Source organism: Vibrio sp. 10N.239.312.C11, assembly GCF_041466065.1.
Taxonomy (GTDB): domain Bacteria; phylum Pseudomonadota; class Gammaproteobacteria; order Enterobacterales; family Vibrionaceae; genus Vibrio; species Vibrio tasmaniensis_A.
The window spans coordinates 142614-167293 of record NZ_JBFSRZ010000002.1 but is presented as its reverse complement, the minus strand read 5'-3'; the positions used below and the strand labels follow the sequence as shown (position 1 = coordinate 167293).

The window sequence follows — 24680 nt, the reverse complement described above, 5'->3', positions numbered from 1 at the left end:
ATCGTGTTTGATATCGGTTTTTGGGAACTGGTATTAATATCTGTCGTTGGGTTAGTGGTTTTAGGACCTGAGCGTTTGCCCGTGGCGATTCGTAGTATTTCCAAGTTTGTTGGACAAGCGAAAAGCATGGCAAACAGTGTGAAAGATGAACTTTCTCACGAGCTTAAGGTGCAAGAGCTGCAAGAAAACCTACGCAAGGCGGAAAAAATGGGTATGGAAGATTTATCTCCAGACCTAAAAGCGTCAGTCGATGAACTCAAGCAGGCCGCTGCTCAAGTTCAACGTCCGTACGCTAAGCCTGAGTCTGATAAGCCAAGTGAGACTGAACCTAGTGTCACGGAAACTGTGGAATCTGAAACCATTCAGGTCAACAGCGAAGCTTCAGCACCGTCAGATAAGAAAGCCGAATAGTCTCGCAAGGAGGAGTCGCCAGATGCTTGAGTCGCTAGATGTTTAAGTCGATAGCTATTCAAGTAGATAACTATTCAAGTGGATACCAATTCAACTGGATAGATAGGTGCGCGGCTCCTTTTCGATCTTCCTGTTTAAGAGGTTTGACATGTCTTCGACTGAGCAGACACAGCCTTTAATTAGCCATCTTCTAGAATTACGTAATCGCCTACTACGCGCGATTGTCGCCGTTCTAGTGATATTTGTCGGGCTAATTTATTTTGCTAATGATATTTATGAATTCGTATCAGCACCTTTGGTAGATCGTCTGCCTGAAGGGGCGACGATGATCGCAACGGATGTTGCATCGCCATTTTTTACACCGCTAAAACTAACCTTAATCGCGTCTATTTTTGTCGCGGTGCCGTTTATTTTGTATCAGGTGTGGGCCTTTGTTGCTCCGGGTTTGTACAAGCATGAAAAACGCTTGATCATGCCGCTATTGGCTTCAAGTTCTTTGCTGTTTTACTGTGGTGTGGCGTTTGCTTACTTCGTAGTATTCCCATTGGTATTTAGTTTCTTCACGGCTATTTCCTTAGGGCAGGTAGAGTTCGCAACAGACATATCAAGTTATCTCGATTTTGTACTCGCGCTGTTCTTTGCTTTTGGTATTGCCTTTGAAGTACCAGTAGCGATTATCTTGTTATGTTGGACGGGGGCGACAACGCCTAAGGCTCTGTCTGAAAAGCGTCCGTACATTGTTGTCGGTGCTTTTATCGTCGGTATGATGCTGACACCTCCCGATATGATCTCGCAGACACTGTTGGCGATTCCAATGTGTATTCTGTTTGAGATTGGTCTGTTCTTCGCGCGTTTCTATGTGCGTAAGCCAGATGCGGATGAAGAGGAAGAAGCTGAGTCTTGATTCTGCTGTAAGAACATAATTTGCTAGAGCCCTTCAGCAAAAATCACACAATAAAAAAGCGGCCCGAGGCCGCTTTTTTATTATGTCGATTTTATCGAACCTTTAACTGATAGCCACAGTTCTGACATATATAGAGCTCTTTGATGCCCAAAATTTTATGCCATAGGGTCCGATGTTGACGTTGTAAGTGAATAGTGTGTTCACACATAATCAGCTCGATTTAATTTTGATCTATTATAATTATCAATATTAAACCATACACCTATGCATTTCAATGAGTAACTCTAAAGTGTTATGTGGAATAAGGTCTTATATATTAAATAGAGCGCTAGCATTTTTTGAAGTAGTGGTATCGACTTCTTCAAGGCTAATCCCGCGCAATTCAGCGATGCGTTTTGCTACCAATTCCGTGTAGGCTGGCTCATTACGTTTACCGCGATTCGGTGTTGGTGCCAAGTATGGGCAATCTGTCTCTAGAATGACGTAATTCATATCAAGATGTGGAATCACTTTGTCCAGTCCTGAGTTCTTAAAGGTCGATACACCGCCTAAACCTAAGTGAAAGCCTAGCTCGTTGATTGCCTGGGCTTCCTCTAAGCTGCTGCCAAAGCAGTGGAATACGCCACGTAAGCTGCCATCTTGTTCTTGGCGAAGCAGGGCAAGTGTCTCTTCAATGGAATCACGCGTGTGGATCACGACAGGTAGGTCTAGATCTTTTGCCCACTGCAGTTGAGTCACGAAAGCCATCTCTTGTTCAGCCTTGAAGGTTTTATCCCAGTACAAGTCGATACCAATCTCACCCACGGCGATAAAGTCATGTTTATCAAACCAAGCTCGAATGGTTTTGAGGGTTTGCTCGATATTCGCATCCACATAACAAGGGTGTAAGCCCATCATTGAACGACACACATCAGGAAACTGAGCTTCCGTCGCTAACATGGGCTCGATAGATTCTAAATCGATGTTCGGCAATAGAATGGTATCAATACCTTGAGCCAGTGCGCGTTGCACGACTTGTTCACGGTCTTCATCGAATTCGCTCGCGTAAATATGAGCATGGGTGTCGATCATTATTTTGTCCTGAAAGCAGTCTTTACTGAGTTGTCATGAGTATACGGCAGTGTGAGGAGAAGGTCATTTTTTGCCATTTATCCCTGTTTTTGAGTGGGTTTTATATTTTACTGCTAGCGTCCTGAGCCATCAGTGATATGCTTTTGCCTGTATTTAGCACTTTTCATATCTAAGCATTTCGGTGCTTAGACTAGGCAAGGAGAATCTAGTGTCTGTTTCAATTCAAGGTCAATTCCCAGGTCGCCGTATGCGCCGTATGCGTAAACACGACTTTAGCCGTCGCCTAATGGCAGAAAATCAATTGTCTGTGGATGACCTCATCTACCCAATGTTTATCCTGATGGGTAAAGACCGCCGCGAGCCTGTCGAGTCAATGCCGGGTGTTGAACGCTTGTCGATCGATCTGATGCTTGAAGAAGCGGATTACCTGTCAAAATTGGGTGTTCCGGCGATTGCTCTGTTTCCGGTCGTGAACCAAGATGCTAAAAGCTTATGCGCGGCTGAAGCTCATAATTCAGAAGGTTTAGTGCAGCGTGCGGTACGTTCATTAAAAGAGCACGTGCCAAATATGGGTGTGATTACTGATGTTGCACTGGACCCATTTACTACTCACGGCCAGGACGGCATCATCGATGAAGATGGTTACGTGATGAATGATGAAACGACTGAAGTGTTGATTCAGCAGGCGTTATCGCATGCTGAAGCCGGTGCAGATGTGGTTGCTCCGTCGGATATGATGGATGGTCGTATTGGTAAGATCCGCGAAGCGTTAGAGGAAGCGGGTTATATTCATACTCAGATTATGGCGTACTCTGCGAAATACGCATCGTGTTATTACGGCCCATTTCGTGATGCAGTCGGCAGTGCTTCGAACCTGAAAGGTGGTAATAAGAAGAACTACCAGATGGATCCTGCCAACAGCGATGAAGCGATTCACGAAGTGGCAATGGATCTTAATGAAGGTGCGGATATGGTGATGGTTAAGCCAGGCATGCCTTACTTAGACATCGTGCGTCGTGTGAAACATGAACTTCAAGCACCAACGTATGCTTATCAAGTGTCTGGTGAGTATGCGATGCACAAAGCAGCAATTCAAAACGGTTGGCTGAAAGAACGCGACACCGTTATGGAATCACTGCTGTGCTTTAAGCGTGCTGGTGCTGATGGCATTCTGACTTACTTCGCTAAAGATGTTGCAGAGTGGCTTGCTGAAGACAATGCACAAGCAGCCAAGCACTTAAAAGAAAAGTAACAACTTAACGTTAACTTAAGTGATATTCAGTAAAAGGGTTGGCCATTGTGTCAGCCCTTTCGCTTATGAGGATGGAAGAAGATGTCAGTCATAGTACGTGAAGGTTCACTGGGAGAGGTTGTGTCTGTTGTCGAGCAGATCTCTGAATTTGCTAGAAAAGAGAGTGTCGCTTCACTGGCAGCTCGGCTTGAAGGGAAAAAGAGCCTGATCTTAGTGGCTGAAGAGGCGAACGTGTTACTCGGCTTTAAAATTGGTTATGAGCTTAACTCAAATACTTTCTATAGTTGGTTTGGTGGTGTGTCACCGCTTGCAAGAAATAAGGGGGTCGCACAGGCTCAATTAGATGTTCAGGAGCAGTGGGCACAAGAGCGGGGTTATGAGCAGCTGAAAGTAAAATCTCGTAACCAGTTTCCTGCGATGCTGTGTTTACTATTGAAAAATGGATATCGAATTGAAAAATTGGAAGAAAAAGAAGAGATTAATGAAAATCGAATCCATTTCGTGAAGCAATTATCAGCTTAATGATTTGCTTTATCGGGGGGATAAATCATTTAAAATGAATTTAATGAGATTTATTATCATTTAGTTGTTGACTATTAAATGAGAATCATTATTATTAACCCTGTCTTAGGGAATGAGGAAATGTTCACAAGGATGTTAAGTACTCAAGTATCAACTTGGTTACCCAACAGAATTCTCGCGAACTTGTACTAAGTTCTTTTTGACACGACATTGCTCACATTGCTTCCAGTGTAATTTATAGCTTTTAGGTAAAGCTGTGGTATTCAATTTGAATGGCTTTACCAGTTTTTGCTAGGCGACATCTTCGGGTGTCGCTTTTTTTATACCTCCAATTCAACAATATGCATATTTAGTGGCACGTTTTTTTATGAATAAAACGCCATCAGCATTCTTTTCCACAATGCAGGATCGTAAAAAGATCGTTGGTCATATGTTCGATCTGTAAAATTGTTCTTTATTATCAGTGTTTTGTTGGTGTTTTTTGATTTGTTAACCTTACTTCTCAACAGGGTGGATAAATAATATAAACAGAGTTATCCACAGAACGCTTGCGTCTAAGAACAAAAAATAACAACAAATTGATTATAACGAATACAACCGAGTGAACGGATACAGATCGACAACATGGAATCCAACCAACAGACGTGGCATTCTTAACAGATAATTTCTGTACTTACTGGATTCACAAATATTATGGCTCGTATTCCTGATAATCCATTGATTCTGATCGATGGCTCTTCTTACCTATATCGCGCGTTCCATGCTTACCCTGGCACCATGAGCAATGGTGATATCCCAACGAACGCTGTTTATGGTGTGGTTAACATGCTACGCAGCATGATGCGTCAATTTGCTTCTGATCGTATTGCGGTTATTTTTGATGCGAAAGGGAAAACGTTCCGTGATGACATGTACCCAGAGTACAAAGCAAACCGCCCACCTATGCCTGACGATCTTCGTTGCCAGATAGAACCATTGCACAATGTGATTCGTGCGATGGGTTTGCCACTTATCTCTATTCCTGGCGTTGAAGCAGATGACGTGATTGGTACGTTGGCTTCTCAAGCTTCTGCGATGGGGATGCCTGTACTTATCAGTACTGGTGATAAAGATATGGCGCAGTTAGTTGATGACAACGTTACTCTGATCAACACCATGACCAACGTGGTAATGGATCGCGAAGGTGTGATTGAGAAGTTTGGTATCCCGCCAGAACTGATCATCGATTATTTGGCACTGATGGGTGATAAAGTCGATAACATCCCTGGTGTTCCGGGTGTGGGTGACAAGACAGCGACGGCTTTACTACAAGGCATTGGTAGTATCGAAAAGTTGTATCAGAATCTTGATGATATTGCGGCGCTTGGTTTCCGCGGTTCGAAGACGATGGCTAAGAAGCTGGCTGATAATAAAGCCAATGCTGACATGTCCTACGAGCTTGCAACAATCAAGCTAGATGTTGAGCTTGAAGAGACACCAGAATCATTGGTAAAAGCTCAACCCAATATCGATGAGTTGATCAAGCTATACGGTCAATTGGTTTTCAAATCTTGGCTGAACGAGCTCCTTGAAGGTGGCAGCGGAGTGGTTGAGGCGGATGAGAAATCTTCCGCAGCGGGAGCTGGATCAGTACGTAGCAGCGCTTCTACTGTAGAGATGAATACGTCTGCCGTGACGATTGATCGTAGCAACTACGAAACGATTCTAGATGAAGCGTCATTCAATGTTTGGTTAGAAAAGCTTAAAGCAGCTGAATTGTTTGCTTTTGATACTGAGACAGACAGCCTTGATTACATGGTCGCGAATCTAGTCGGTTTATCATTTGCGACGGAAGAGGGCGTTGCCGCTTACGTACCAGTTGCTCATGATTACCTAGATGCACCGCAACAGCTGGATCGTGATTGGGTACTTGAACAACTTAAACCGATTCTTGAAGATGATGCTCAAGCTAAAGTGGGTCAAAACCTGAAGTACGATATGAGTGTGCTAGCGCGCTACGGTATCGAAATGAAGGGTATTAAACATGACACCATGTTGGCGTCTTACGTTTTCAATAGCGTAGGTGGCAAGCATGACATGGACAGCCTAGCGTTGCGTTTCCTTCAGCACAGCTGCATCTCATTTGAGCAAATCGCAGGTAAAGGCAAGAAACAGCTTACTTTCAACCAGATTGAACTGGGTGAGGCGTCTCCATACGCTGCAGAAGATGCTGACGTGACACTACGTTTGCATAACCGCCTGATGGAAAACATCGAGCAAGATGAAAAGCTTAAAACCATCTATGAAGAAATCGAAGTACCGTTGATCCCTGTGATGTCTCGCATTGAACGCACTGGTGTATTCATTGATGACATGTTGCTAGGCGCTCAATCACAAGAGATTGCGGTTCGTCTGGATGAGCTAGAGCAGAAAGCTTACGAGATAGCAGAGCAAGAGTTCAATATGAACTCGCCAAAACAACTGCAAGCGATCCTGTTTGAGAAAATGGGTCTGCCAGTTATCAAGAAAACGCCATCAGGTGCACCTTCAACCAACGAAGAAGTGCTTCAAGAGCTGGCGCTTGATTACCCGCTACCTAAGTTGATCATTGAGTATCGTGGTCTTGCGAAGCTTAAGTCGACGTACACAGATAAACTGCCGAAGATGATCAACGCTGAGACTGGTCGTGTTCATACGTCTTATCATCAAGCGGTGACCGCGACGGGCCGTTTGTCTTCGACTGATCCAAACCTACAGAACATCCCAATTCGTAATGAAGAAGGTCGTCGTATCCGCCAAGCATTCGTTGCACAACATGGTTGGAAGATTCTAGCGGTCGATTACTCTCAAATTGAATTGCGTATCATGGCGCACCTATCAGGTGACAAAGCGCTGCTGGAAGCATTCCAACAAGGCAAAGATATCCACGCGGCAACGGCTGCTGAGATCATTGGTGTTGATATTGAGAGTGTGACCACTGAGCAGCGTCGTCGTGCTAAAGCGGTTAACTTTGGTCTTATCTACGGCATGAGTGCTTTTGGTTTGGCTAAGCAGCTAGGTATTCCTCGTGGCGAAGCACAACACTACATGGATACTTACTTTGAGCGTTACCCAGGTGTGATGCAGTATATGGAAGACACACGCAGCGCGGCTTCAGAGCAAGGCTTTGTTGAAACCATTTACGGTCGTCGTCTGCACCTTCCTGAGATTCAATCTCGAAATGGCATGCGTCGTAAGGCTGCTGAACGTGCGGCAATCAATGCGCCAATGCAGGGCACAGCAGCAGATATCATTAAGAAAGCGATGCTGTTGGTTGATGAATGGATTCAAGCGGAAGGCGATGGTCGTGTGAAACTGCTTATGCAGGTACACGATGAATTGGTGTTTGAGGTGGAAGAGTCAGCTTTAGCCGAAATTGAAAGTAAAGTACAAGAATTGATGGAATCTGCTGCAGAGCTAGAAGTACCGCTTGTCGCGGAAGCTGGCCACGGTGACAACTGGGATCAAGCCCACTAATCAGTTTTTGACCTTATTGAGTAAATTAGTATGAGCCAGTGCACAAACACTGGCTTTTTTTTGTCTCGAATAAAGTTAGGTCATAAGAAGATTTTGGGTGTTTTAATAAAACGTTCATGAAAAAAAACTACAAAAATGGTTTTCATTTCTGAGCAATTGTTGTACATTAAACCTTGTAGGGTACAGAGGTAAGATGTTCTATCTTTCAGACCTTTTGTTTCACGTTATTGGATTAGGCTGATTCAGCCGCCCCAGTCAGTATTTGACTGGGGCGTTTTTTCTTGTGCGAAAGAAAAATATCTCCAACCTACTATTCCCCCGTAAAATCTCCCATTTTTAGTGCCTTTTGTTACGTTTCCCCCAAGCAGCGTGATAAACACTTGATTGCCTTAGATCTGGAATTCAATCAGCAATTGGTAATTTTAATCCGTCGCTAAGTGGATTGTTTTACTCTTGAAAATAACTTTTATTTTACAAGTAACTCATAGTGCATTGATCGCTTACGTCTTATTTATCAGTGTATTGAGTGGGTGAATGTTCAATGTAGTCCATGATTTCCTGTTGTTTCTCGGTGCTGTATTTCAGAGCTTCGGCCGTGATCTGGATAGATTGCGCCATAGAAGAGATATTGTTGGTCGCTTCCACCAAGGTTTGCTGCATGGGTTTTAGGATAAGTAGATAGATAGCGGTCAACGCGATAACAATGACAGCGATAACGGCTGCCAACGCAATAATGATTTTAGTTTGGATATCATCTAGCAGTAACTGACTGGTTTTCTTAAAGGCGAGTCGAGATTGGTCTAAGACTTGTGGGAGTTGATTGAGTGATGTCTTGGTGGATCTCGCAAGTTGATTGATGCTTTCAACGGTTTGATTCAGGGCTTGTTGTTGGTCATTGCTGAGGTTGGGGTTGTTGACTATCGCCTGCAAAGATTGCGATATCACCTCAAGGGATTCACTCGCATCTTGAGCGTATTTTTCCATACCATCCAAGTCCAAGGTCATATCAACATTGACTAGAGCGGCCTCGGTCTTGGGCTGTTCCGCTTCAGATGCTACACCGGAAAATGAGATCAATATAAGTGCGATGGTCGCCAAGGGTTTTTTCCACATGAGTATTCCTTTCTCACTGTTTAGTTTGTTAAAGGTTGTCTTTTAGTATGGTTCACTTCTCTCGCTTCTAACTGATTAATCTTGTCTTTAACTCTCAAGATCTAGGTTTAACTCACTAATTTTTTGGCAAAAAAATACCCCACCTATATAAGGCAGGGTATTGATAAGGCTAAATCACTTGCTGTAAGTGTTTTAGCCTCTAATTATAGATAAAGATCTATATAGAGGAATTACTCTGAGTCGTTTTGCTCTTCGTCAGCTAATTTATCAAGGATTTGATCGGCAAATACCGGAGCAAACCACTCATCCATCTTGGCACGCAGTTGGTCAACGCCGATGCCCTTCATTGAAGAGAAGACATCAACCGCTACATCACCACCGAAAGATTTCGCATCATTACGGATTTTCAGTAGCTGTGCTTTACGCGCACCGCTTTTCAGTTTGTCTGCTTTTGTTAACAAAACCTGTACTGGGATGCGGCTATCGATAGCCCAGTAGATCATTTGTTGGTCAAGGTCCTTCATTGGGTGACGGATATCCATCAATACCACTAAACCTTTTAGGCTTTCACGTCGTTGTAGGTATTCACCTAGCGACTTCTGCCATTTTTTCTTCATCTCAAGCGGTACTTGAGCGAAGCCATATCCCGGTAAATCGACAATATGACAGCCGTCGGTAACCTTAAATAGGTTAATTAGCTGAGTTCGACCTGGGGTTTTACTGGTTTTCGCCAAGCTTTTTTGGTTTGTAACGCGGTTTAGTGCGCTAGATTTACCAGCATTGGAGCGTCCTGCAAACGCAATTTCGATCCCTTCGTCTTCTGGTAAGTGACGAATATCAGGTGCACTGGTAATGAAATGCGTGTTTTGATAATGAATTTTTACGCTCACTGTTAACTCCATCTCGACTTTGTGTAGTCGATTGATTACTTTTTTGTGAATTTGTGTAAAATAACCGTGCTCGGCATAAGGTCGCCTATTGTACCATGAGTGGCAACATAGAGTGGTACTGGAAGCTTGATAATTATAATGGAATGTCATGAAGAAATTAGCGCTAATTTTGAGTCTTTTAGCCAGCTGCTCAGTATGGGCTCAAGGTAGTATTGAAGCTGGTAAAGCCAAATCACGAACATGTGTTGCCTGCCACGGTGCTGACGGCAACAGTCTGATCACTCAGTATCCTAAGCTGGCTGGTCAACATGAGAAGTATCTAGAGAAGCAGTTAAAAGAGCTTAAGCTAGGTATGACGAGTGGTGGTAAACAAGGTCGTTACGAGCCTGTAATGGGTGCAATGGCGATGCCTTTATCTGAAGAAGATATGGCTGACCTAGCGGCATACTACGCATCTCTCCCTATCTCTAGTAACTCTACTCCTGAAAATGTAGTAGATGAAGGTAAGGTTCTTTACACTGCGGGTAACGCAGAACGCGGCGTAACGGCTTGTATTGCTTGTCACGGCCCTCGTGGTAATGGTACCGAACTTTCTGGTTTCCCTAAGATTTCAGGTCAGCACGCAGATTACATCAAGGCTCAACTTGAGAAATTCCGCGATGGTAACCGTAATAACGACATGAATGCGATGATGCGTGATGTAGCTAAAAAGTTAACAGACGCAGATATTGATACCTTATCGAAGTACGTTGGTGGTTTACACTAATATGTCGGTTTCTTGCTCTTAGCCAGAGTAATGAAATGTACGTTCGAGCGAGATTGAAGAGACGCCCCGATCAGTAATGGTTGGGGCGTTTTCTTTTGTATTGATTTTATATATCTGGTTTGTGTTAATGCCTAATTTATCAATGCGTGTTCGAATTGTGTACAAAAGTGTGAGCTCGCACTCTTGTAGTCTTTTTGTAAAAAGGTAAAGTAGCCGCCATCAGCTAGGAGCTGACTTAGATACGGATGGTCATCTAGTCTAACGGTATAGACAGAAACGGATCAGGCTAGGACAGCCCAGCAACAAGGTGTTAGAAAAGGATAGCCAAAACTCATCAGGACGATGAACAACAAACAAATTTGGCATGGAAAGCACCAATAACAAATGGAGATTTGTGTACCAAGTTGAGTATGCAAATTTTGGCCGATATAGGCAGATTTAGAGAGCGATAGGTTTTCCTATCGCTTTTTTTATTGATTTGATGAAAAAACACCCAATACCTCTCCACTATAAACTCAGTTTCTGGTATGTTTCGCATCCCTGTTTAAGGATGTGCTATGTATACTTGTCCCTTATGCCATCACCAAGGCGTGAATCACTATTTTGAAGACAAACGCAGAGCCTATCTGCAGTGTCAGCAATGTGAACTGGTATTTGTTAAACCTGAACAAAGGTTAGAAGCAAAAGAAGAGAAAGCACACTATGATCTCCATGAGAACGATCCTAGTGATGCAGGCTATCGCCGTTTTCTATCTCGCATCGCGGATCCACTAACAGACAAAATTTCATCTAACTCACACGGGTTGGATTTTGGTTGTGGCCCAGGCCCTACGCTATCTATTATGTTAGAAGAAGCCGGACACACCATGGAGTTGTACGATATCTATTACCACCCAGAAGCTTCTGTGTTGGAAAAAACGTATGACTTTATGACTGCCACGGAGGTGATAGAGCATCTTTACCACCCAGACAAAGTGTGGCAGCAATGGTTGAATTTAGTTAAACCCAAGGGCTGGATTGGTCTTATGACTAAACTAGTAATAGACGTAGACGCGTTTGCTGGTTGGCACTACAAGAATGACCCGACACATGTCGTCTTCTTTAGTCGTCAAACATTCCAGTTTTTGGCAGAGCGGGATAAGCTCGAACTAGAATTTTTTGGAAATGATGTAATTTTACTGAGGAAAGTGCAGTAATGGGTCGTAGTAAGAAATCAAGAAAACCGGGAGCACTTGGCGCTCCGGAACCTATGGTTACTCGTAACCGTAGTGAATCTGATGTTGAAGGTCGTGAACGTAAGCGTGTTAAAAAGCGTAAAGGCCTTAAGTCTGGCAGCCGTCACTCTGATGGTAGCGAAGCAAAACAGCGTAAAGCTGCACTAGCTCGCGACCCTCGTTTAGGCAGCAAGAAAAAAATCCCGCTGATTGTTGAACCAGCGAAGAAGTCGACGAAACAAGAGCGCAAGCTATCTAACGAACAAGAGTTAGAGATGCTTGAGAATGATGCTCAACTGAACACATTGCTAGATCGTATCGAAAATGGTGAAAACCTAGGTGCTGGTCTGCAGAAGTTTGTTGATGAGAAACTTGATCGTATCGAACACCTAATGGGCCGCTTAGGTCTGCTAGAGCCAGAAGACGATGAAGAAGAGATCTTCGAAGAAGCACCTGTTGCCTCTAAGAAGAAAGCAAGCTCTGACGAAGACTTGCTATCTCAATTCGAAGATTTCGACTTAGACAGCTTTAAAGGTTAATAGCCAATGAACGTAACCTTATTAGCAATTGCTGGTGGAATTATCATTCTCGGCTTGGGCTCTTACGCAGGTTACCTTCTACTTCAAGTGAAGAAGCAGACGGAGTTGCAAAAGCAGCATCAAGCACTTGCCATTGAAAAACGTAACGCGACGATTTACGAAAACGTAAATACTTTGTGCTTAGCGGGTATTCAAGGCCAGTGTGACTTACCTGAGATCAGTATTCGAGTGTGTATCATTATGGATAACGTTCAGGGTGATGAGCGTGTTGATTTTGATTCTGAATATCCTGCTCTTTCTGAGCTGTACCATATCGTAAAAGATATGGCTCGCGGAGATGCAAGACAGGAACTGACGAAGAAAGATCGCATGCAGCAGAATCTCACGCGCCATAAGGCAGAGACTCGCTTGAATGATGCGGTCATCGAAGATTTGAAAAGGTTGCAGGAGAAGGTTAAGCCTCTCAACAACCAAATCAACATTCAGATGATCTAGTCACTAAGACTATTTAATATAGAGGCTTGTTTAACACTCCATTTTTAAGATGTGCTGCTTTTAATACCTATGCCTTTAAGACGCTTTGTTTTAAAGGCATATTGTTTTTAAGTCGCCTTGCTTTTTAATAGACAATGTTAAATGAGCTTTCTTACCTTTTGCGTCTCGTTAATCCCGACGCTTTGTTAGTGATCAAGCTAGCAGTTCTGAGTTTTTGTCTGAAAAATTGATTTTGTCTTGGAACGACCTTACTGGTCGTGTGGCAAAATAACCCGTCTATATTTTAATGTATGTAAAATGATTTGAGAGACCTTAGGTTCTCGCGGATCTAAATTGGAATTACCGCTATGTCGAGCAAGCCAGTAACAACGAATCAGCAAATCGTTTGGGATCAAGAGATCTTAAACAAGTACAACTATTCGGGACCTCGTTACACTTCATATCCAACAGCGTTGGAGTTTCATGAAGCGTTTACCGTCGCTGATTACGACATGGCGTGTACTCAGTACCCTGAGCGTCCACTCTCTCTTTACGTGCATATCCCGTTCTGCCATAAGCTTTGTTACTACTGTGGTTGTAATAAAGTCATTACTCGTCACTCGCATAAAGCGGATGAGTACTTGGATGTGATTGAACATGAAATCCGCCAGCGCGCCTCTTTATTGAATGGCCGTAAAGTGACTCAACTGCACTTCGGTGGTGGTACACCAACGTTCTTGACCAAAACACAAATCACTCGTTTGATGGGCATTTTGCGTGAAGAGTTTAACTTCACCGCTGACGCTGAAATCAGTATTGAAGTTGACCCGCGTGAGATTGAGCTAGACGTACTTGACCACCTTCGAAATGAAGGCTTCAACCGCCTGAGCATTGGCGTGCAAGACTTTAATAAAGAAGTACAGAAGCTGGTTAACCGTGAGCAAGATGAAGAGTTCATTATTGCAATGGTTCAACGTGCGACAGAGCTAGGCTTCCGTTCAACTAACCTGGATTTGATCTACGGCCTACCAAAGCAGACTCAAGCTTTGTTCGCTGAAACATTGAAGCAAGTGTTAGAAATGAAGCCGGGCCGTTTATCTGTATTTAACTACGCACACATGCCGCAACTGTTTGCTGCGCAGCGTAAGATAAAAGATGAAGACCTACCTGAAGCTAAAGAGAAGATGGCTATCTTACAAGATACTATCGAGACGCTAACCGGTGCGGGTTACCAGTTCATTGGTATGGATCACTTCGCACTACCTGAAGATGAGCTAGCCGTAGCACAACGTGAAGGTATTCTGCATCGTAACTTCCAAGGCTACACGACCCAAGGTGAAGCTGACTTAATTGGTTTCGGTGTTTCTGCGATTTCTATGGTTGGTGATGCTTACGCACAAAATCAGAAAGAGCTGAAGAAGTACTACGCTCAGGTGAATGACCTGCGTCATGCACTTTGGAAAGGTGTTGCTCTAGACAGTGACGACCTTCTACGTCGTGAAGTGATCAAGCAGCTGATTTGTAACTTCAAGCTTGATAAAACAATGATCGAATCTGAGTTCTCGGTTAACTTTAATCGCTACTTCAAAGAAGACTTAGAGCTTCTACAAACCTTTATCAACGATGAGTTGGTTGAAGTCGATGACAAAGAAATCCGCGTAACTTTGCGTGGCCGTTTGCTGATCCGTAACATCTGTATGTGTTTTGATAAATACCTACGTGCCAAGGCTCGCCAACAGCAATTCTCTCGCGTCATCTAATAACTCGATAGAGAATAGAAACATAAAAAATGCCAGCATCATGCTGGCATTTTTGTATCTGACTCATTCGGTTTCTGCCTGATTTAGGCGATGTTCTCTTTGGTGCCCTGTTTGGCCTCTGCGTTTTGTTCGGCTTTGTTATTCGTTTTAAACTTGGCATTTAGCTTACTGCGTAGGTCGGTAGGCCATTGGTCAAACGGAACTGGACGGCTGTATAAGAAACCTTGAGCTAATGGGCATTGAAGCTGCTTGAGTAGTTCAGCTTGTTGTTGTGTTTCAACTCCTTCTGCCACCAAACTCACTTTGAAACCCTTGGTAATGTTGACGATGGCCGCGACGATGGAGCTGTCTAGGTTCTCTTTTTCCAACTTACTGACGAAGCTGCGATCGATCTTTAAGCAATCAAATGGCAGTTTGTGTAAGTAAGCCAGTGACGAATAGCCGGTACCAAAGTCATCAATTGCAATCGAGATGCCTAGTGCTTTTAGCGTCAGCATATTATCGATGATGGTTTGGTCATTGTCGACGATGCGTGATTCAGTGATCTCTAGCGTCAGGTTTTGGGCTGGTAATTTGGTGTCACGCAGCGTGGTTTTAACCAATTCAATAAATCCGCTTTCACTCAGTTGGTCGACAGATAAGTTAACGTGAATAGAGAAGTCTTTATTCCATTTTCCAGATTCAATCGCAATTGCGGTATCTCGACATGACTTGTGCAAAATCTGCTTACCAATGTCGTAGATCAATCCTGTTTCTTCTGCTAAAGGAATGAACTCCAAAGGTGAGATTATACCCTCGTCCGTTACCCAACGAGCCAAAGCCTCGGCACCTATGGTAGCTCCAGATTCAAGGTCGATTATAGGCTGATAGAAAGGCTCGAACTGCTGAAGATCAATTGCCTTGTTAAGACGTGCCAGCATCTTGGTACGATATCTCGATGCTTTGCCCATTTCTGGGTTGTAAATACTGACACTGGTTTTGTCTTGCTTTGCGTTGCTCAAGGCTATACTGCTGTTGCGTAGCAGCAGTGTAATGTCGTTGACGTTCGAGACATTCACGACCCCCATTGATACTTTGATGACCACGCTTTCTGATTCCATGGCAAATGGGGAGGTAAAGATTCGAAGTAAGCGACTCGTCAGTAGTTGAACGTCATCTATTTGATTGATGTTAGGAGCGTAAATCGCAAATTCATCCCCGCCAGTTCGAGCTAACAGGAAGTTCGATGGTAGCGTACCTCTTAAACGAGCGGCCGCAATGATAAGCAGTTGGTCACCATTGTAATGGCCGAGGCTATCATTAATATCTCGAAAGCGGTCAATACCAATTAAATAAAGTGTACCTTTTTCGTTTTCAGGGTTTTTCTTGGCTGTATCAATAAAGCCTTCACGACTATACAGTTTGGTTAATGAGTCATAGGTAAGTTGAGCCTGTAACGCCTGAAAAGAAGCCTTTAAATTGTTGGTCATTTCATTAAATGACGCAGTTAACATGCTAATTTCATAGATGTTGCCCGTTTTTGGCATGCTCGTCTCCCAGTCACCTTTGGCGAGGCGCTTTGCTGCCCCTGCAGTTGAAGTGATGGGTTGAGTGACGCGATTAAAGGCAATTAATCCAACGATAATACCAATGCAACTGAGCGTTAGACCGAGTAACCAACTGTTTCTTTGGTTTTTTGGTAATTCACCAAGTAGGCTACTTTCTGGGATCGACATACCAATAATCCAAGTGATGCCGTACTCATCTTCATAAGGGGTAAGTTGATTGAAATATCGTTCGTTATCTAAATTAAAACTAAAGCGCTGCACATTTAAATCATCGATTAGATGAAACTTATCTACATAACGGGCACTTTCACGTATTACCGCGTTAGCACTCTCTGTTGCTAACAAGCGCTGGCCTTTGTCTGTTTGTCCTGTTCCCCAAGAGACCACGCTGCCTCCGCCCGAATGAGCGACTAAGCGCTGTTGCTTATCAATAATATAAACAGAGGCATCCGTTTTATCTTTGAGATCCTTGAGAAAAGCATTAAAGGTGTTGATCTTAATATCGCTGGCGAGGACACCTTTGAGCTCGTTATCACTATAGATAGGAGCGAGAGCCGATAAAGTGATCTCTTGTCGTTCATCTGCATTGGCATAAATTGATGACCATACAGCCTTGTTCTGTGTCACTACTGGAGTGTACCAAGGGCGAACTCTAGGGTCATAACCTGAAATTATGGTTCGAATGTCTCCGCTAATCGTATTACCACGATAAATGACAAGTTTGCCTTGAGTTCGATCATCCCGGGCCATTAAAGTTAAGCCGCGGTTTGTTTCTTTTCGAAAGCCGACATAGTTACCATCTTCAGAACCAAAGCCGATTACATCAAGCTGAGGGATCGCTTGAAAATGCGCAGAAAACTTGTAAAGAATATAGTCTTGAACCTGACTAAGATTTCCCTCTTTATAAAGGTTGTGATAACCGATGTTATGACTTAGTGAAAGGTTAGCGTGAAATGGCTTTTCTAAAAAATCGGCAAGGCTTTGATGAACGTTATCAGTGAGTGATGTTAGTTGGCGCGCACTAATATCACTCACCATCTCCTTGTAGCTTTGCTTTTGAGTGAAAATCATTACGCCCATAGTGAAGAGAAATATCATCACGAATGGCAGAACCACTGCGGTTCTCAAGGTAATTTGTGTTTTCAAAGACATCTTTAGCTACAGTTTGGATAGATAGTGTACTGTAATTGTACCGATACTATTCAAAGCAAGCGACACTTTTTTAGCTTTAAAAAATATGCATATAGAGGCATATAAAGATCAGTACAACTCTTTGAGTTTACGAGTCAGGGTATTTCTTCCCCATCCTAAAACTTTCGCTGCATCTTGTTTATGGCCATTAGTATGGTTGAGTGCGGCCTCTAATAATATACGTTCAAACTCGGGTAGAGCATAAGTCAGCAGCTCTTTTTCGCCGGAATCAAGCGCACTCTTGGCCCAATTAGCCAGCAGTTGTTGCCAATTACCATCAGTACCTTCGCTGATCACAACCTTCTCTTCCAACAACTCAGGAGGCAGATCCGAAGGAAGTATTTCACTACCACTTGCCATTACTGTTAACCAACGACAAATGTTCTCAAGCTGACGCACGTTTCCCGGCCAATTGAGCTGATTGAGCTTCAGAATGGTCTCTGGGTGTAGTGTCTTCACTTCTACACCAAGCTCTTCAGCGGCTGATGCTAGGAAGTGGTGAGTCAGCTTTTCAATGTCCTGTTTACGTTCGCGCAGTGCCGGAATATGGATTCGGATAACGTTGAGTCGATGGAAAAGGTCTTCACGGAAACCACCGTCATGTACTAAGCGCTCAAGATCTTGGTGGGTTGCGGCAACGATACGAACATCGACCTTAACCGCAGAATGTCCACCTACGCGATAAAACTGGCCATCAGACAGCACGCGCAGTAGTCGAGTCTGAATATCGAGTGGCATGTCGCCAATCTCATCAAGAAACAGAGTACCCCCGTTGGCTTGCTCGAAGCGTCCTTGGCGAACACTGTTAGCACCGGTAAAGGCGCCTTTTTCGTGGCCAAACAGTTCTGACTCGATGAGATCTTTGGGAATCGCAGCCATGTTCAGGGCGATAAAGGGCTTTTTCGCTCTTGGGCTGTGACGATGTAAGGCGTGTGCGACTAGTTCTTTACCTGTACCTGATTCACCATTGATCAGTACGGAAATGGATGACCGAGACAAACGACCAATGGCGCGGAAGACTTCCTGCATCGCAGGCGCTTCGCCAATGATTTCTGGCGCGTTGGTGTCTTCTACTGCTTCACTCGCCTGTTCTCGCTTTTGCTCTTGGCTGTGGGCGATTGCTCGTTCTACTAAAGTCAGTGTCTCATCGATATCGAACGGCTTAGGCAGATACTCAAAAGCGCCTTTTTGATAAGCATTGACCGCTGCATCAAGGTCTGAGTGCGCGGTCATAATGATCACTGGCAGGTCGGGAGAGCGTTGATGAACCTGATGCAAAAGCTCAATACCGTCAATGCCGGGCATGCGAATATCAGATACCAATACATCTGGCGTCTCGCGCTCAAGAGCAAGTAATACGCTCTCTGCATCAGCAAATGTTTCACACTTTATATCCGCAGATGAAAGTGTTTTCTCTACTACCCAGCGGATAGAGCTGTCGTCATCGACGACCCAAACGTATCCTTTACTCATAATTCAATTCCTTTGCAGCCAAATCTATTGTGATAATCATTGTTGTTTTTATTGTTCGGTATTCAGTGTTGCTAATGAAACGTTGTTTCCAGTGGGAGACCCAGCTTTGCTTATATCGGCAAATAAATCGTGAATGTGGTGTTGCCCGGCCAGCTTTCAACATCAATTTTCCCATTGTGTTGATCGATCAGGTTTTGAGATATCGATAGCCCTAGCCCTGTACCTCCTTCTCGTCCGCTGACCATTGGGTAAAACAGGGTGTCTTTCAATTCATCGGGGATACCCGGGCCGTTGTCGCAGATCTCAATGCGAGCGGCGAGTTTGTGTCGCTGACCATGAATGTTTGCTTGATGCACCGTTCTGGTGCGAATGGTGATTTTTCCTGATTCTTGAGCCTTCAGAATCTGAGCTGCGTTGCTCACTATATTGAGCATGGCTTGTTCTACCTGTGCTGAATCCATCAAGATGTCCGGTAGGCTCGGGTCGTAGTCTCGTTCGATGACGAGTGTTGAACCTGATTCTAGCTCGACGAGTTGCCTTACTTTTTCAAGTATTTGGTGAAGGTTCTCTTCCGATTTGGTCCCCGGTTTCTGTGGGCCAAGCAGGCGATCGACCAAAGCTCTCAGGCGGTCGGCTTGTTCAATAATGATCTGCGTATATTCATTAAGGGACTGATCAGGGAGCATTTTACCAAGTAGCTGCGCGGCTCCTCTTAATCCGCCCAATGGATTCTTAATCTCATGGGCTAATCCGCGTACCAATAGTTTAGCCGCTTGTTGTTGAGCGTGTTGGTTGAGCTCTTGGCTGAGGCGTCTTTGTTGGTCTATCTTGCGCATCTCAACCAATAACAGCGTTTCTCGCTGCCAAGATATTGGGCTCACTGTTACCTCAAGCATTAGTGGGCGGTTATCAACCACAAAGGTAACGTCACTGTCGGTAATGCTTTGGCCACTTTGTAGCGGTTGAGTCAACAGCGCTAAATCCAGTGAGGCGTGCTGGATAAGTTGGCTCAGAGGGTGATCAACGATACGTCGTGCACTTTGCGAAAAGAGTTGTTCAGCCGCCGGGTTGGCATATCGGACATACAGTTGCTCATCGAGCATCAATGTTGAGGTCACCATATTGTCGAGAATGGCGCTGGAAAGATGATGTGTATCTATGCTGTCGCTTTTGGCTGATCGATTCACTATTTCGTCCTTGAACTGGTGTTTTTCTCACTGCACCAAATTGGTGCGAAGCTAAGTTCAAGTATGGCGCATATCAACCAGAAGCTAAAGATAATTCATTAGAGTTGCTGAAAGCTGCTTCGATCAGGTGAAAAGTAGAGGTAATTTGGCCTCTTTTAACACATTGGCTTACTTGAGCGTCGCTCGATGTAAATACACGGTGACTGGACTAGTAGATGCAATAAGCTTGCCGCTTCTATGTGCTTGAATTGCAATGGTGTGAGTGCCTCGATCGATACCTTTCAATTCCCAGTTAGGTTGGGTTTGTGGAGCGCCATAACGACGACCATCGAGCATCAGTTGCAACTGCTCTCCAATACCAAGCTTGCGGTTGAGTTTTATTTTTATTGGGATTAAGCCACGGTTGCTGCGGATGGTTTGATCATGAACTGGAGTCAGCATGCTGAGGGCTAACTGAGCGGGTACCTCTCGTTTCGTGTTATCTGTTTTTTTCTGAGCTTGAGCTGGTGTTGCCGTTTTACTTGTAGAGGGATCTGCAGCGTCAACAGGCGTTGAGGCCTCAAATTTAGGGGCTGGTGCGGAAGCTTGTACGTCAGGTAGGCGAAGAGCCTCCGCACCTTGATCGGTAGGGGTATCACTAAAGTGAAGCACACCATCCTCATCTTCCCAGGTGTACACCGTTTGAGCAGAGCACGAGAATGCGACTGTTAATCCGATTAGGAACAGTATGTTTTTCATATCGTTAGCCTCTTTCCACCGTTAGGTGTTTTCACGTTTGACGTTAGTTTTGTTATTGATTTTATTGTATTTATAGCAACAGCCTCTGAGGGCTTTGTTTAAGATATGGTACGAGGAAGCAGGGGGAGGGAGAATAGAAAAAAGGCCCGCCTGCGAGGCGAGCCTAATATTTTTTAGTGCTTCTTACATGTTGCAATAGCTTTTACTGCAGTAAGAATTACATGCTAACCGACTAAGGATTAAACTGAGTAGTACAGTTCAAACTCAAGTGGGTGTGTAGCCATGTTCACGCGCTGTACGTCGTCAGATTTCAGTGTGATGTAAGAATCGATGAAGTCGTCAGAGAATACGCCACCAGCAGTTAGGAACTCACGGTCTTCGTTAAGTGCTGCTAGAGCACCTTGTAGAGATTCTGCAACTGTTGGGATTTCAGCTGCTTCTTCTGCAGGAAGGTCGTATAGATCTTTATCCATAGCTTCGCCAGGGTGGATCTTGTTCTTAATACCGTCAAGGCCAGCCATAAGCATTGCTGAGTAGCATAGGTATGGGTTAGCTGCTGGGTCACCAAAACGTAGCTCGATACGACGTGCTTTCGGGCTTGGTACTACTGGGATACGGATAGAAGCAGAACGGTTACGTGCTGAGTAAGCAAGCATTACAGGTGCTTCGAAACCAGGTACAAGACGCTTGTATGAGTTCGTTGATGGGTTAGCAAATGCGTTGATTGCACGAGCGTGCTTGATTACACCACCGATGTAGTAAAGCGCCATTTCAGATAGGCCGCCGTACTTATCACCAGCAAACAAGTTTTGTCCATCTTTGTTCAATGACATGTGAACGTGCATGCCAGAACCGTTGTCACCAACTAGTGGCTTAGGCATGAATGTCGCTGTTTTGCCAAATGCGTGCGCAACGTTGTGTACAACGTACTTGTAGATTTGAGTCTCATCCGCTTTTGTTGTTAGCGTGTTGAAGCGAGTTGCGATTTCGTTTTGACCCGCAGTTGCAACTTCGTGGTGGTGAGCTTCAACAACTAGGCCCATCTCTTCCATTACTAGACACATTGCTGAACGGATATCTTGAGATGAATCGACAGGAGCTACTGGGAAGTAACCGCCTTTAACGCCAGGACGGTGACCTTTGTTACCGCCTTCGATGTCAGAGCCTGTGTTCCAAGCTGCTTCTACATCATCAATTTTGAAGAAAGAACCAGACATGTCGTTTGAGAACTTAACGTCATCGAATAGGAAGAATTCTGGCTCTGGACCCACTAGAACTGTGTCTGCGATACCCGTAGAACGTAGGTATTCTTCAGAACGTTTAGCGATAGAGCGTGGGTCACGGTCGTAGCCTTGCATTGTTGCAGGCTCAAGGATGTCACAACGGATGTTTAGCGTTGCATCTTCTGTGAATGGGTCCAGTACAGCAGAAGCTGCGTCTGGCATCATTACCATGTCAGATTCATTAATGCCTTTCCAACCAGCTACTGAAGAGCCGTCAAACATTTTGCCTTCTTCGAAGAAGTCTGCATCAACTTGGTGAGAAGGAATAGAGATGTGCTGCTCTTTACCTTTTGTATCAGTAAAACGTAAGTCGATAAATTTAACTTCGTTCTCTTGGATCAGGGATAGTACATTTTCTACTGACATCTTGGATAACCTCCAGTGTTATTAATTCGGTATTAGCTCGATTCGGTTGAAACCAGCATTGATTAATGTCTATACGTGCATTAATCGATGCTGATTTATCTATAGCCAAAAACGTGCCAAAAAAATTATTCCATTAATTTCAATGATTTACTTGTTTACTTGATTTGCGAGCTCTGACTTTTGCACCAAAATGATCTTTGGTTGCACGATATTGGTGCAACTATTTATCTGTGCACCAATATGAGACATAAGCGAACACCATTCAGCAATGAATTGCCTAAGTTGTCAATCCACTTTTGTTATTTTACCTGAGATTTGGTTGCCCACTTAGCGGGTGATACTTTTCGATAACCCTACGAATTAGTCGACTAGACACTGTACGGAACCAAAGTTAAGCGGATATGAATCGCTAATAAAGAAAAAAGCCTTGGTTCAGATCACATATTTCTGGGTTTTTGTCTAGAATCTGGTATATTATTGACCGTTTTTTAAATCAAGCTAGCGGTTATTATCCAAACTTTTGAGATAAGTGACGGCTACTTTTATGAGTGAATCGAGAATCCATGTCTACTCCACAGATTGATAAGTTAAGAAATATCGCGATCATCGCGCACGTTGACCACGGTAAAACGACTTTGGTTGATAAACTACTACAACAGTCAGGCACTCTTGAGTCTCGTGGTGAAGCTGAAGAGCGTGTCATGGATTCGAATGACATCGAAAAAGAGCGTGGCATTACAATCCTTGCTAAGAACACAGCAATCAACTGGAATGATTACCGCATCAACATCGTAGATACTCCGGGACACGCGGACTTCGGTGGTGAAGTTGAGCGTATCATGTCTATGGTTGATTCTGTTCTGCTTATCGTTGACGCAGTTGATGGCCCAATGCCTCAAACTCGTTTCGTAACGCAAAAAGCATTCGCACACGGTCTTAAGCCAATCGTTGTAATCAACAAGATTGACCGCCCAGGCGCTCGTCCTGATTGGGTTATGGATCAAGTATTCGACCTTTTCGACAACCTAGGTGCTACAGATGAGCAACTAGACTTCACCGTTGTTTACGCTTCAGCTCTAAACGGTTGGGCAACAATGACTGAAGGCGAAACTGGCGAGAACATGGAACCATTGTTCCAAGCTGTTGTTGATACAGTAGAAGCACCAGCAGTTGACCTTGACGGTCCACTACAAATGCAAATTTCGCAACTTGATTACAGCTCTTATGTAGGTGTTATCGGTGTTGCTCGTGTTACTCGTGGTTCTGTTAAGCCAAACCAACAAGTAACTATCGTGAATGCTGAAGGCAAAAAACGTAACGGTAAAGTAGGTACTGTACTTGGTTACCTAGGCCTTGAGCGTCACGAAGTAGAACAGGCTAACGCTGGCGACATCATTGCAATCACAGGTCTTGGTGAGCTGAAAATTTCAGACACTATCTGTGACGTAAACACTGTTGAAGCAATGGAACCTCTATCTGTTGATGAACCAACAGTAACAATGACTTTCCAAGTAAACACTTCTCCGTTCGCGGGTAAAGAAGGTAAGTTTGTAACTTCACGTAACATCCTTGAGCGTCTTGAAAAAGAATTGGTTCATAACGTTGCACTACGTGTTGAAGAAACTGAAAGTCCAGACCGTTTCCGCGTATCAGGCCGTGGTGAACTTCACCTTTCTATCCTGATCGAAAACATGCGTCGTGAAGGTTTCGAGCTAGCAGTATCTCGTCCAGAAGTAATCATCAAAGAAGAAGATGGTCAGAAAATGGAACCGTTCGAAACGGTTACTATCGATGTAGTTGAAGAGCACCAAGGTGCGATCATGGAAAGCATCGGTCTACGTAAGGGTGAGCTAACAGATATGGCACCAGATGGTAAAGGCCGTGTTCGCATGGACTTCATGATGCCTTCTCGTGGTCTTATCGGTTTCCAAACTGAATTCCTTACAATGACGTCTGGTTCTGGTCTTATTTACCACTCGTTCGATCACTACGGTCCTTACAAAGGCGGTATCATTGGTCAGCGTAATAACGGTGTTCTAATCTCGAACGCAACGGGTAAAGCTCTTACTTACGCTCTATTCTTCCTTCAAGCTCGTGGTCGTCTATTCACAGAGCACGCGGATGAAGTTTATGAAGGTCAAGTAATCGGTATTCACAACCGTTCAAACGACCTGACAGTAAACTGTCTAAAAGGTAAGCAACTAACGAACGTTCGTGCATCTGGTACTGATGAAGCACAAGTTCTTTCTCCACCGATCAAGCACACTCTAGAGCAAGCTCTTGAGTTTATCGATGAAGATGAACTAGTAGAAGTAACGCCACTTAACGTACGTATCCGTAAGAAACTTCTTACTGAAAACGAACGTAAGCGTGCAGCACGTCCAGCTAAGGCTTAATTGCCAGCTGACTAGCTTCTAGCTATTCAAGCAATACGTTTTAGAATAAATAAGAAAGCCCCGAGCAGCCTAGCTGCTCGGGGCTTTT

19 protein-coding genes are annotated in these 24680 nt (G+C 44.1%); 11 read left to right on the top strand and 8 right to left on the bottom strand.

Annotation, left to right across the window (positions count from 1 at the left end; genetic code table 11):
- The first annotated feature begins 3 nt into the window (after positions 1–3).
- Both tatB and tatC read left to right on the top strand, forming a co-directional pair.
- On the top strand, positions 4–411 hold the full coding sequence (gene tatB / locus AB6D07_RS01835) for a Sec-independent protein translocase protein TatB (RefSeq protein ID WP_004735566.1): 408 nt from the start codon (positions 4–6) through the stop codon (positions 409–411).
- Between the two features lie 148 nt (positions 412–559).
- Positions 560–1315, top strand: a complete 756-nt coding sequence (gene tatC, locus AB6D07_RS01830) for a twin-arginine translocase subunit TatC (RefSeq protein ID WP_009848051.1) — start codon at positions 560–562, stop codon at positions 1313–1315.
- Between the two features lie 309 nt (positions 1316–1624).
- On the opposite strand, the gene AB6D07_RS01825 is transcribed toward tatC, so the two are convergent.
- Positions 1625–2386: a TatD family hydrolase gene (locus tag AB6D07_RS01825; protein ID WP_017102450.1), complete on the bottom strand. Its 762-nt coding sequence runs from the start codon at positions 2384–2386 to the stop codon at positions 1625–1627.
- Between the two features lie 208 nt (positions 2387–2594).
- On the opposite strand from AB6D07_RS01825, the gene hemB reads away from it, so the two are divergent.
- The 3 genes from hemB (at position 2595) to polA (ending at position 7655) form a co-directional block, all read left to right on the top strand.
- On the top strand, positions 2595–3638 hold the full coding sequence (gene hemB, locus AB6D07_RS01820) for a porphobilinogen synthase (protein ID WP_009848049.1): 1044 nt from the start codon (positions 2595–2597) through the stop codon (positions 3636–3638).
- Between the two features lie 81 nt (positions 3639–3719).
- A complete protein-coding gene (locus tag AB6D07_RS01815; RefSeq protein WP_009848048.1) occupies positions 3720–4160 on the top strand; it encodes a GNAT family N-acetyltransferase in 441 nt (146 codons plus the stop codon).
- A gap of 693 nt (positions 4161–4853) precedes the next feature.
- Complete coding sequence (gene polA / locus AB6D07_RS01810) at positions 4854–7655, top strand: DNA polymerase I (RefSeq protein WP_017102449.1); 2802 nt, start codon at positions 4854–4856, stop codon at positions 7653–7655.
- Positions 7656–8162: 507 nt separating this feature from the next.
- Here the strand turns inward: polA and AB6D07_RS01805 are convergent.
- Positions 8163–8768 carry a hypothetical protein gene (locus AB6D07_RS01805; protein ID WP_017102448.1) on the bottom strand — a complete coding sequence of 202 codons (606 nt, stop codon included), beginning with the start codon at positions 8766–8768 and terminating at the stop codon, positions 8163–8165.
- 230 nt (positions 8769–8998) lie between these two features.
- The gene (yihA, locus tag AB6D07_RS01800; RefSeq protein WP_017102447.1) at positions 8999–9658 is read right to left on the bottom strand and encodes a ribosome biogenesis GTP-binding protein YihA/YsxC; all 660 of its coding nucleotides are present in this window, start codon (positions 9656–9658) and stop codon (positions 8999–9001) included.
- A 148-nt stretch (positions 9659–9806) separates the two neighbouring features.
- Between yihA and AB6D07_RS01795 the strand changes: the two genes are divergently transcribed.
- From AB6D07_RS01795 to hemN, 5 genes are all read left to right on the top strand, one after another.
- Entirely contained in the window at positions 9807–10424 is a 618-nt protein-coding gene (locus AB6D07_RS01795; RefSeq protein WP_017102446.1) for a cytochrome c, read from the top strand.
- A gap of 557 nt (positions 10425–10981) precedes the next feature.
- Entirely contained in the window at positions 10982–11620 is a 639-nt protein-coding gene (locus AB6D07_RS01790) for a class I SAM-dependent methyltransferase (protein WP_004735576.1), read from the top strand.
- Positions 11620–12177, top strand: coding sequence for a Der GTPase-activating protein YihI (gene yihI, locus AB6D07_RS01785; RefSeq protein WP_004735577.1), 558 nt, complete (start codon positions 11620–11622; stop codon positions 12175–12177). Before AB6D07_RS01790 ends, yihI begins: the two co-directional genes overlap by 1 nt.
- A 6-nt stretch (positions 12178–12183) precedes the next feature.
- Positions 12184–12672: a DUF2489 domain-containing protein gene (locus AB6D07_RS01780; RefSeq protein ID WP_009848043.1), complete on the top strand. Its 489-nt coding sequence runs from the start codon at positions 12184–12186 to the stop codon at positions 12670–12672.
- A gap of 347 nt (positions 12673–13019) precedes the next feature.
- Positions 13020–14411 carry an oxygen-independent coproporphyrinogen III oxidase gene (gene hemN, locus AB6D07_RS01775; RefSeq protein ID WP_017099251.1) on the top strand — a complete coding sequence of 464 codons (1392 nt, stop codon included), beginning with the start codon at positions 13020–13022 and terminating at the stop codon, positions 14409–14411.
- 83 nt (positions 14412–14494) lie between these two features.
- On the opposite strand, the gene AB6D07_RS01770 is transcribed toward hemN, so the two are convergent.
- The 5 genes from AB6D07_RS01770 to glnA form a co-directional block, all read right to left on the bottom strand.
- Positions 14495–17110 (bottom strand): EAL domain-containing protein, encoded by a 2616-nt coding sequence (locus tag AB6D07_RS01770; protein WP_017102445.1) that lies wholly within the window; start codon positions 17108–17110, stop codon positions 14495–14497.
- Between the two features lie 108 nt (positions 17111–17218).
- Positions 17219–18622, bottom strand: a complete 1404-nt coding sequence (gene glnG / locus AB6D07_RS01765; RefSeq protein WP_009848040.1) for a nitrogen regulation protein NR(I) — start codon at positions 18620–18622, stop codon at positions 17219–17221.
- Between the two features lie 110 nt (positions 18623–18732).
- Complete coding sequence (glnL, locus tag AB6D07_RS01760) at positions 18733–19809, bottom strand: nitrogen regulation protein NR(II) (RefSeq protein WP_012602997.1); 1077 nt, start codon at positions 19807–19809, stop codon at positions 18733–18735.
- A gap of 168 nt (positions 19810–19977) precedes the next feature.
- Positions 19978–20547, bottom strand: a complete 570-nt coding sequence (locus AB6D07_RS01755; RefSeq protein WP_012602998.1) for a DUF4124 domain-containing protein — start codon at positions 20545–20547, stop codon at positions 19978–19980.
- 239 nt (positions 20548–20786) lie between these two features.
- On the bottom strand, positions 20787–22196 hold the full coding sequence (glnA, locus tag AB6D07_RS01750) for a glutamate--ammonia ligase (protein ID WP_009848037.1): 1410 nt from the start codon (positions 22194–22196) through the stop codon (positions 20787–20789).
- A gap of 563 nt (positions 22197–22759) precedes the next feature.
- On the opposite strand from glnA, the gene typA reads away from it, so the two are divergent.
- A complete protein-coding gene (gene typA / locus AB6D07_RS01745) occupies positions 22760–24592 on the top strand; it encodes a translational GTPase TypA (protein ID WP_009848036.1) in 1833 nt (610 codons plus the stop codon).
- The last annotated feature ends 88 nt before the right edge of the window (positions 24593–24680 follow it).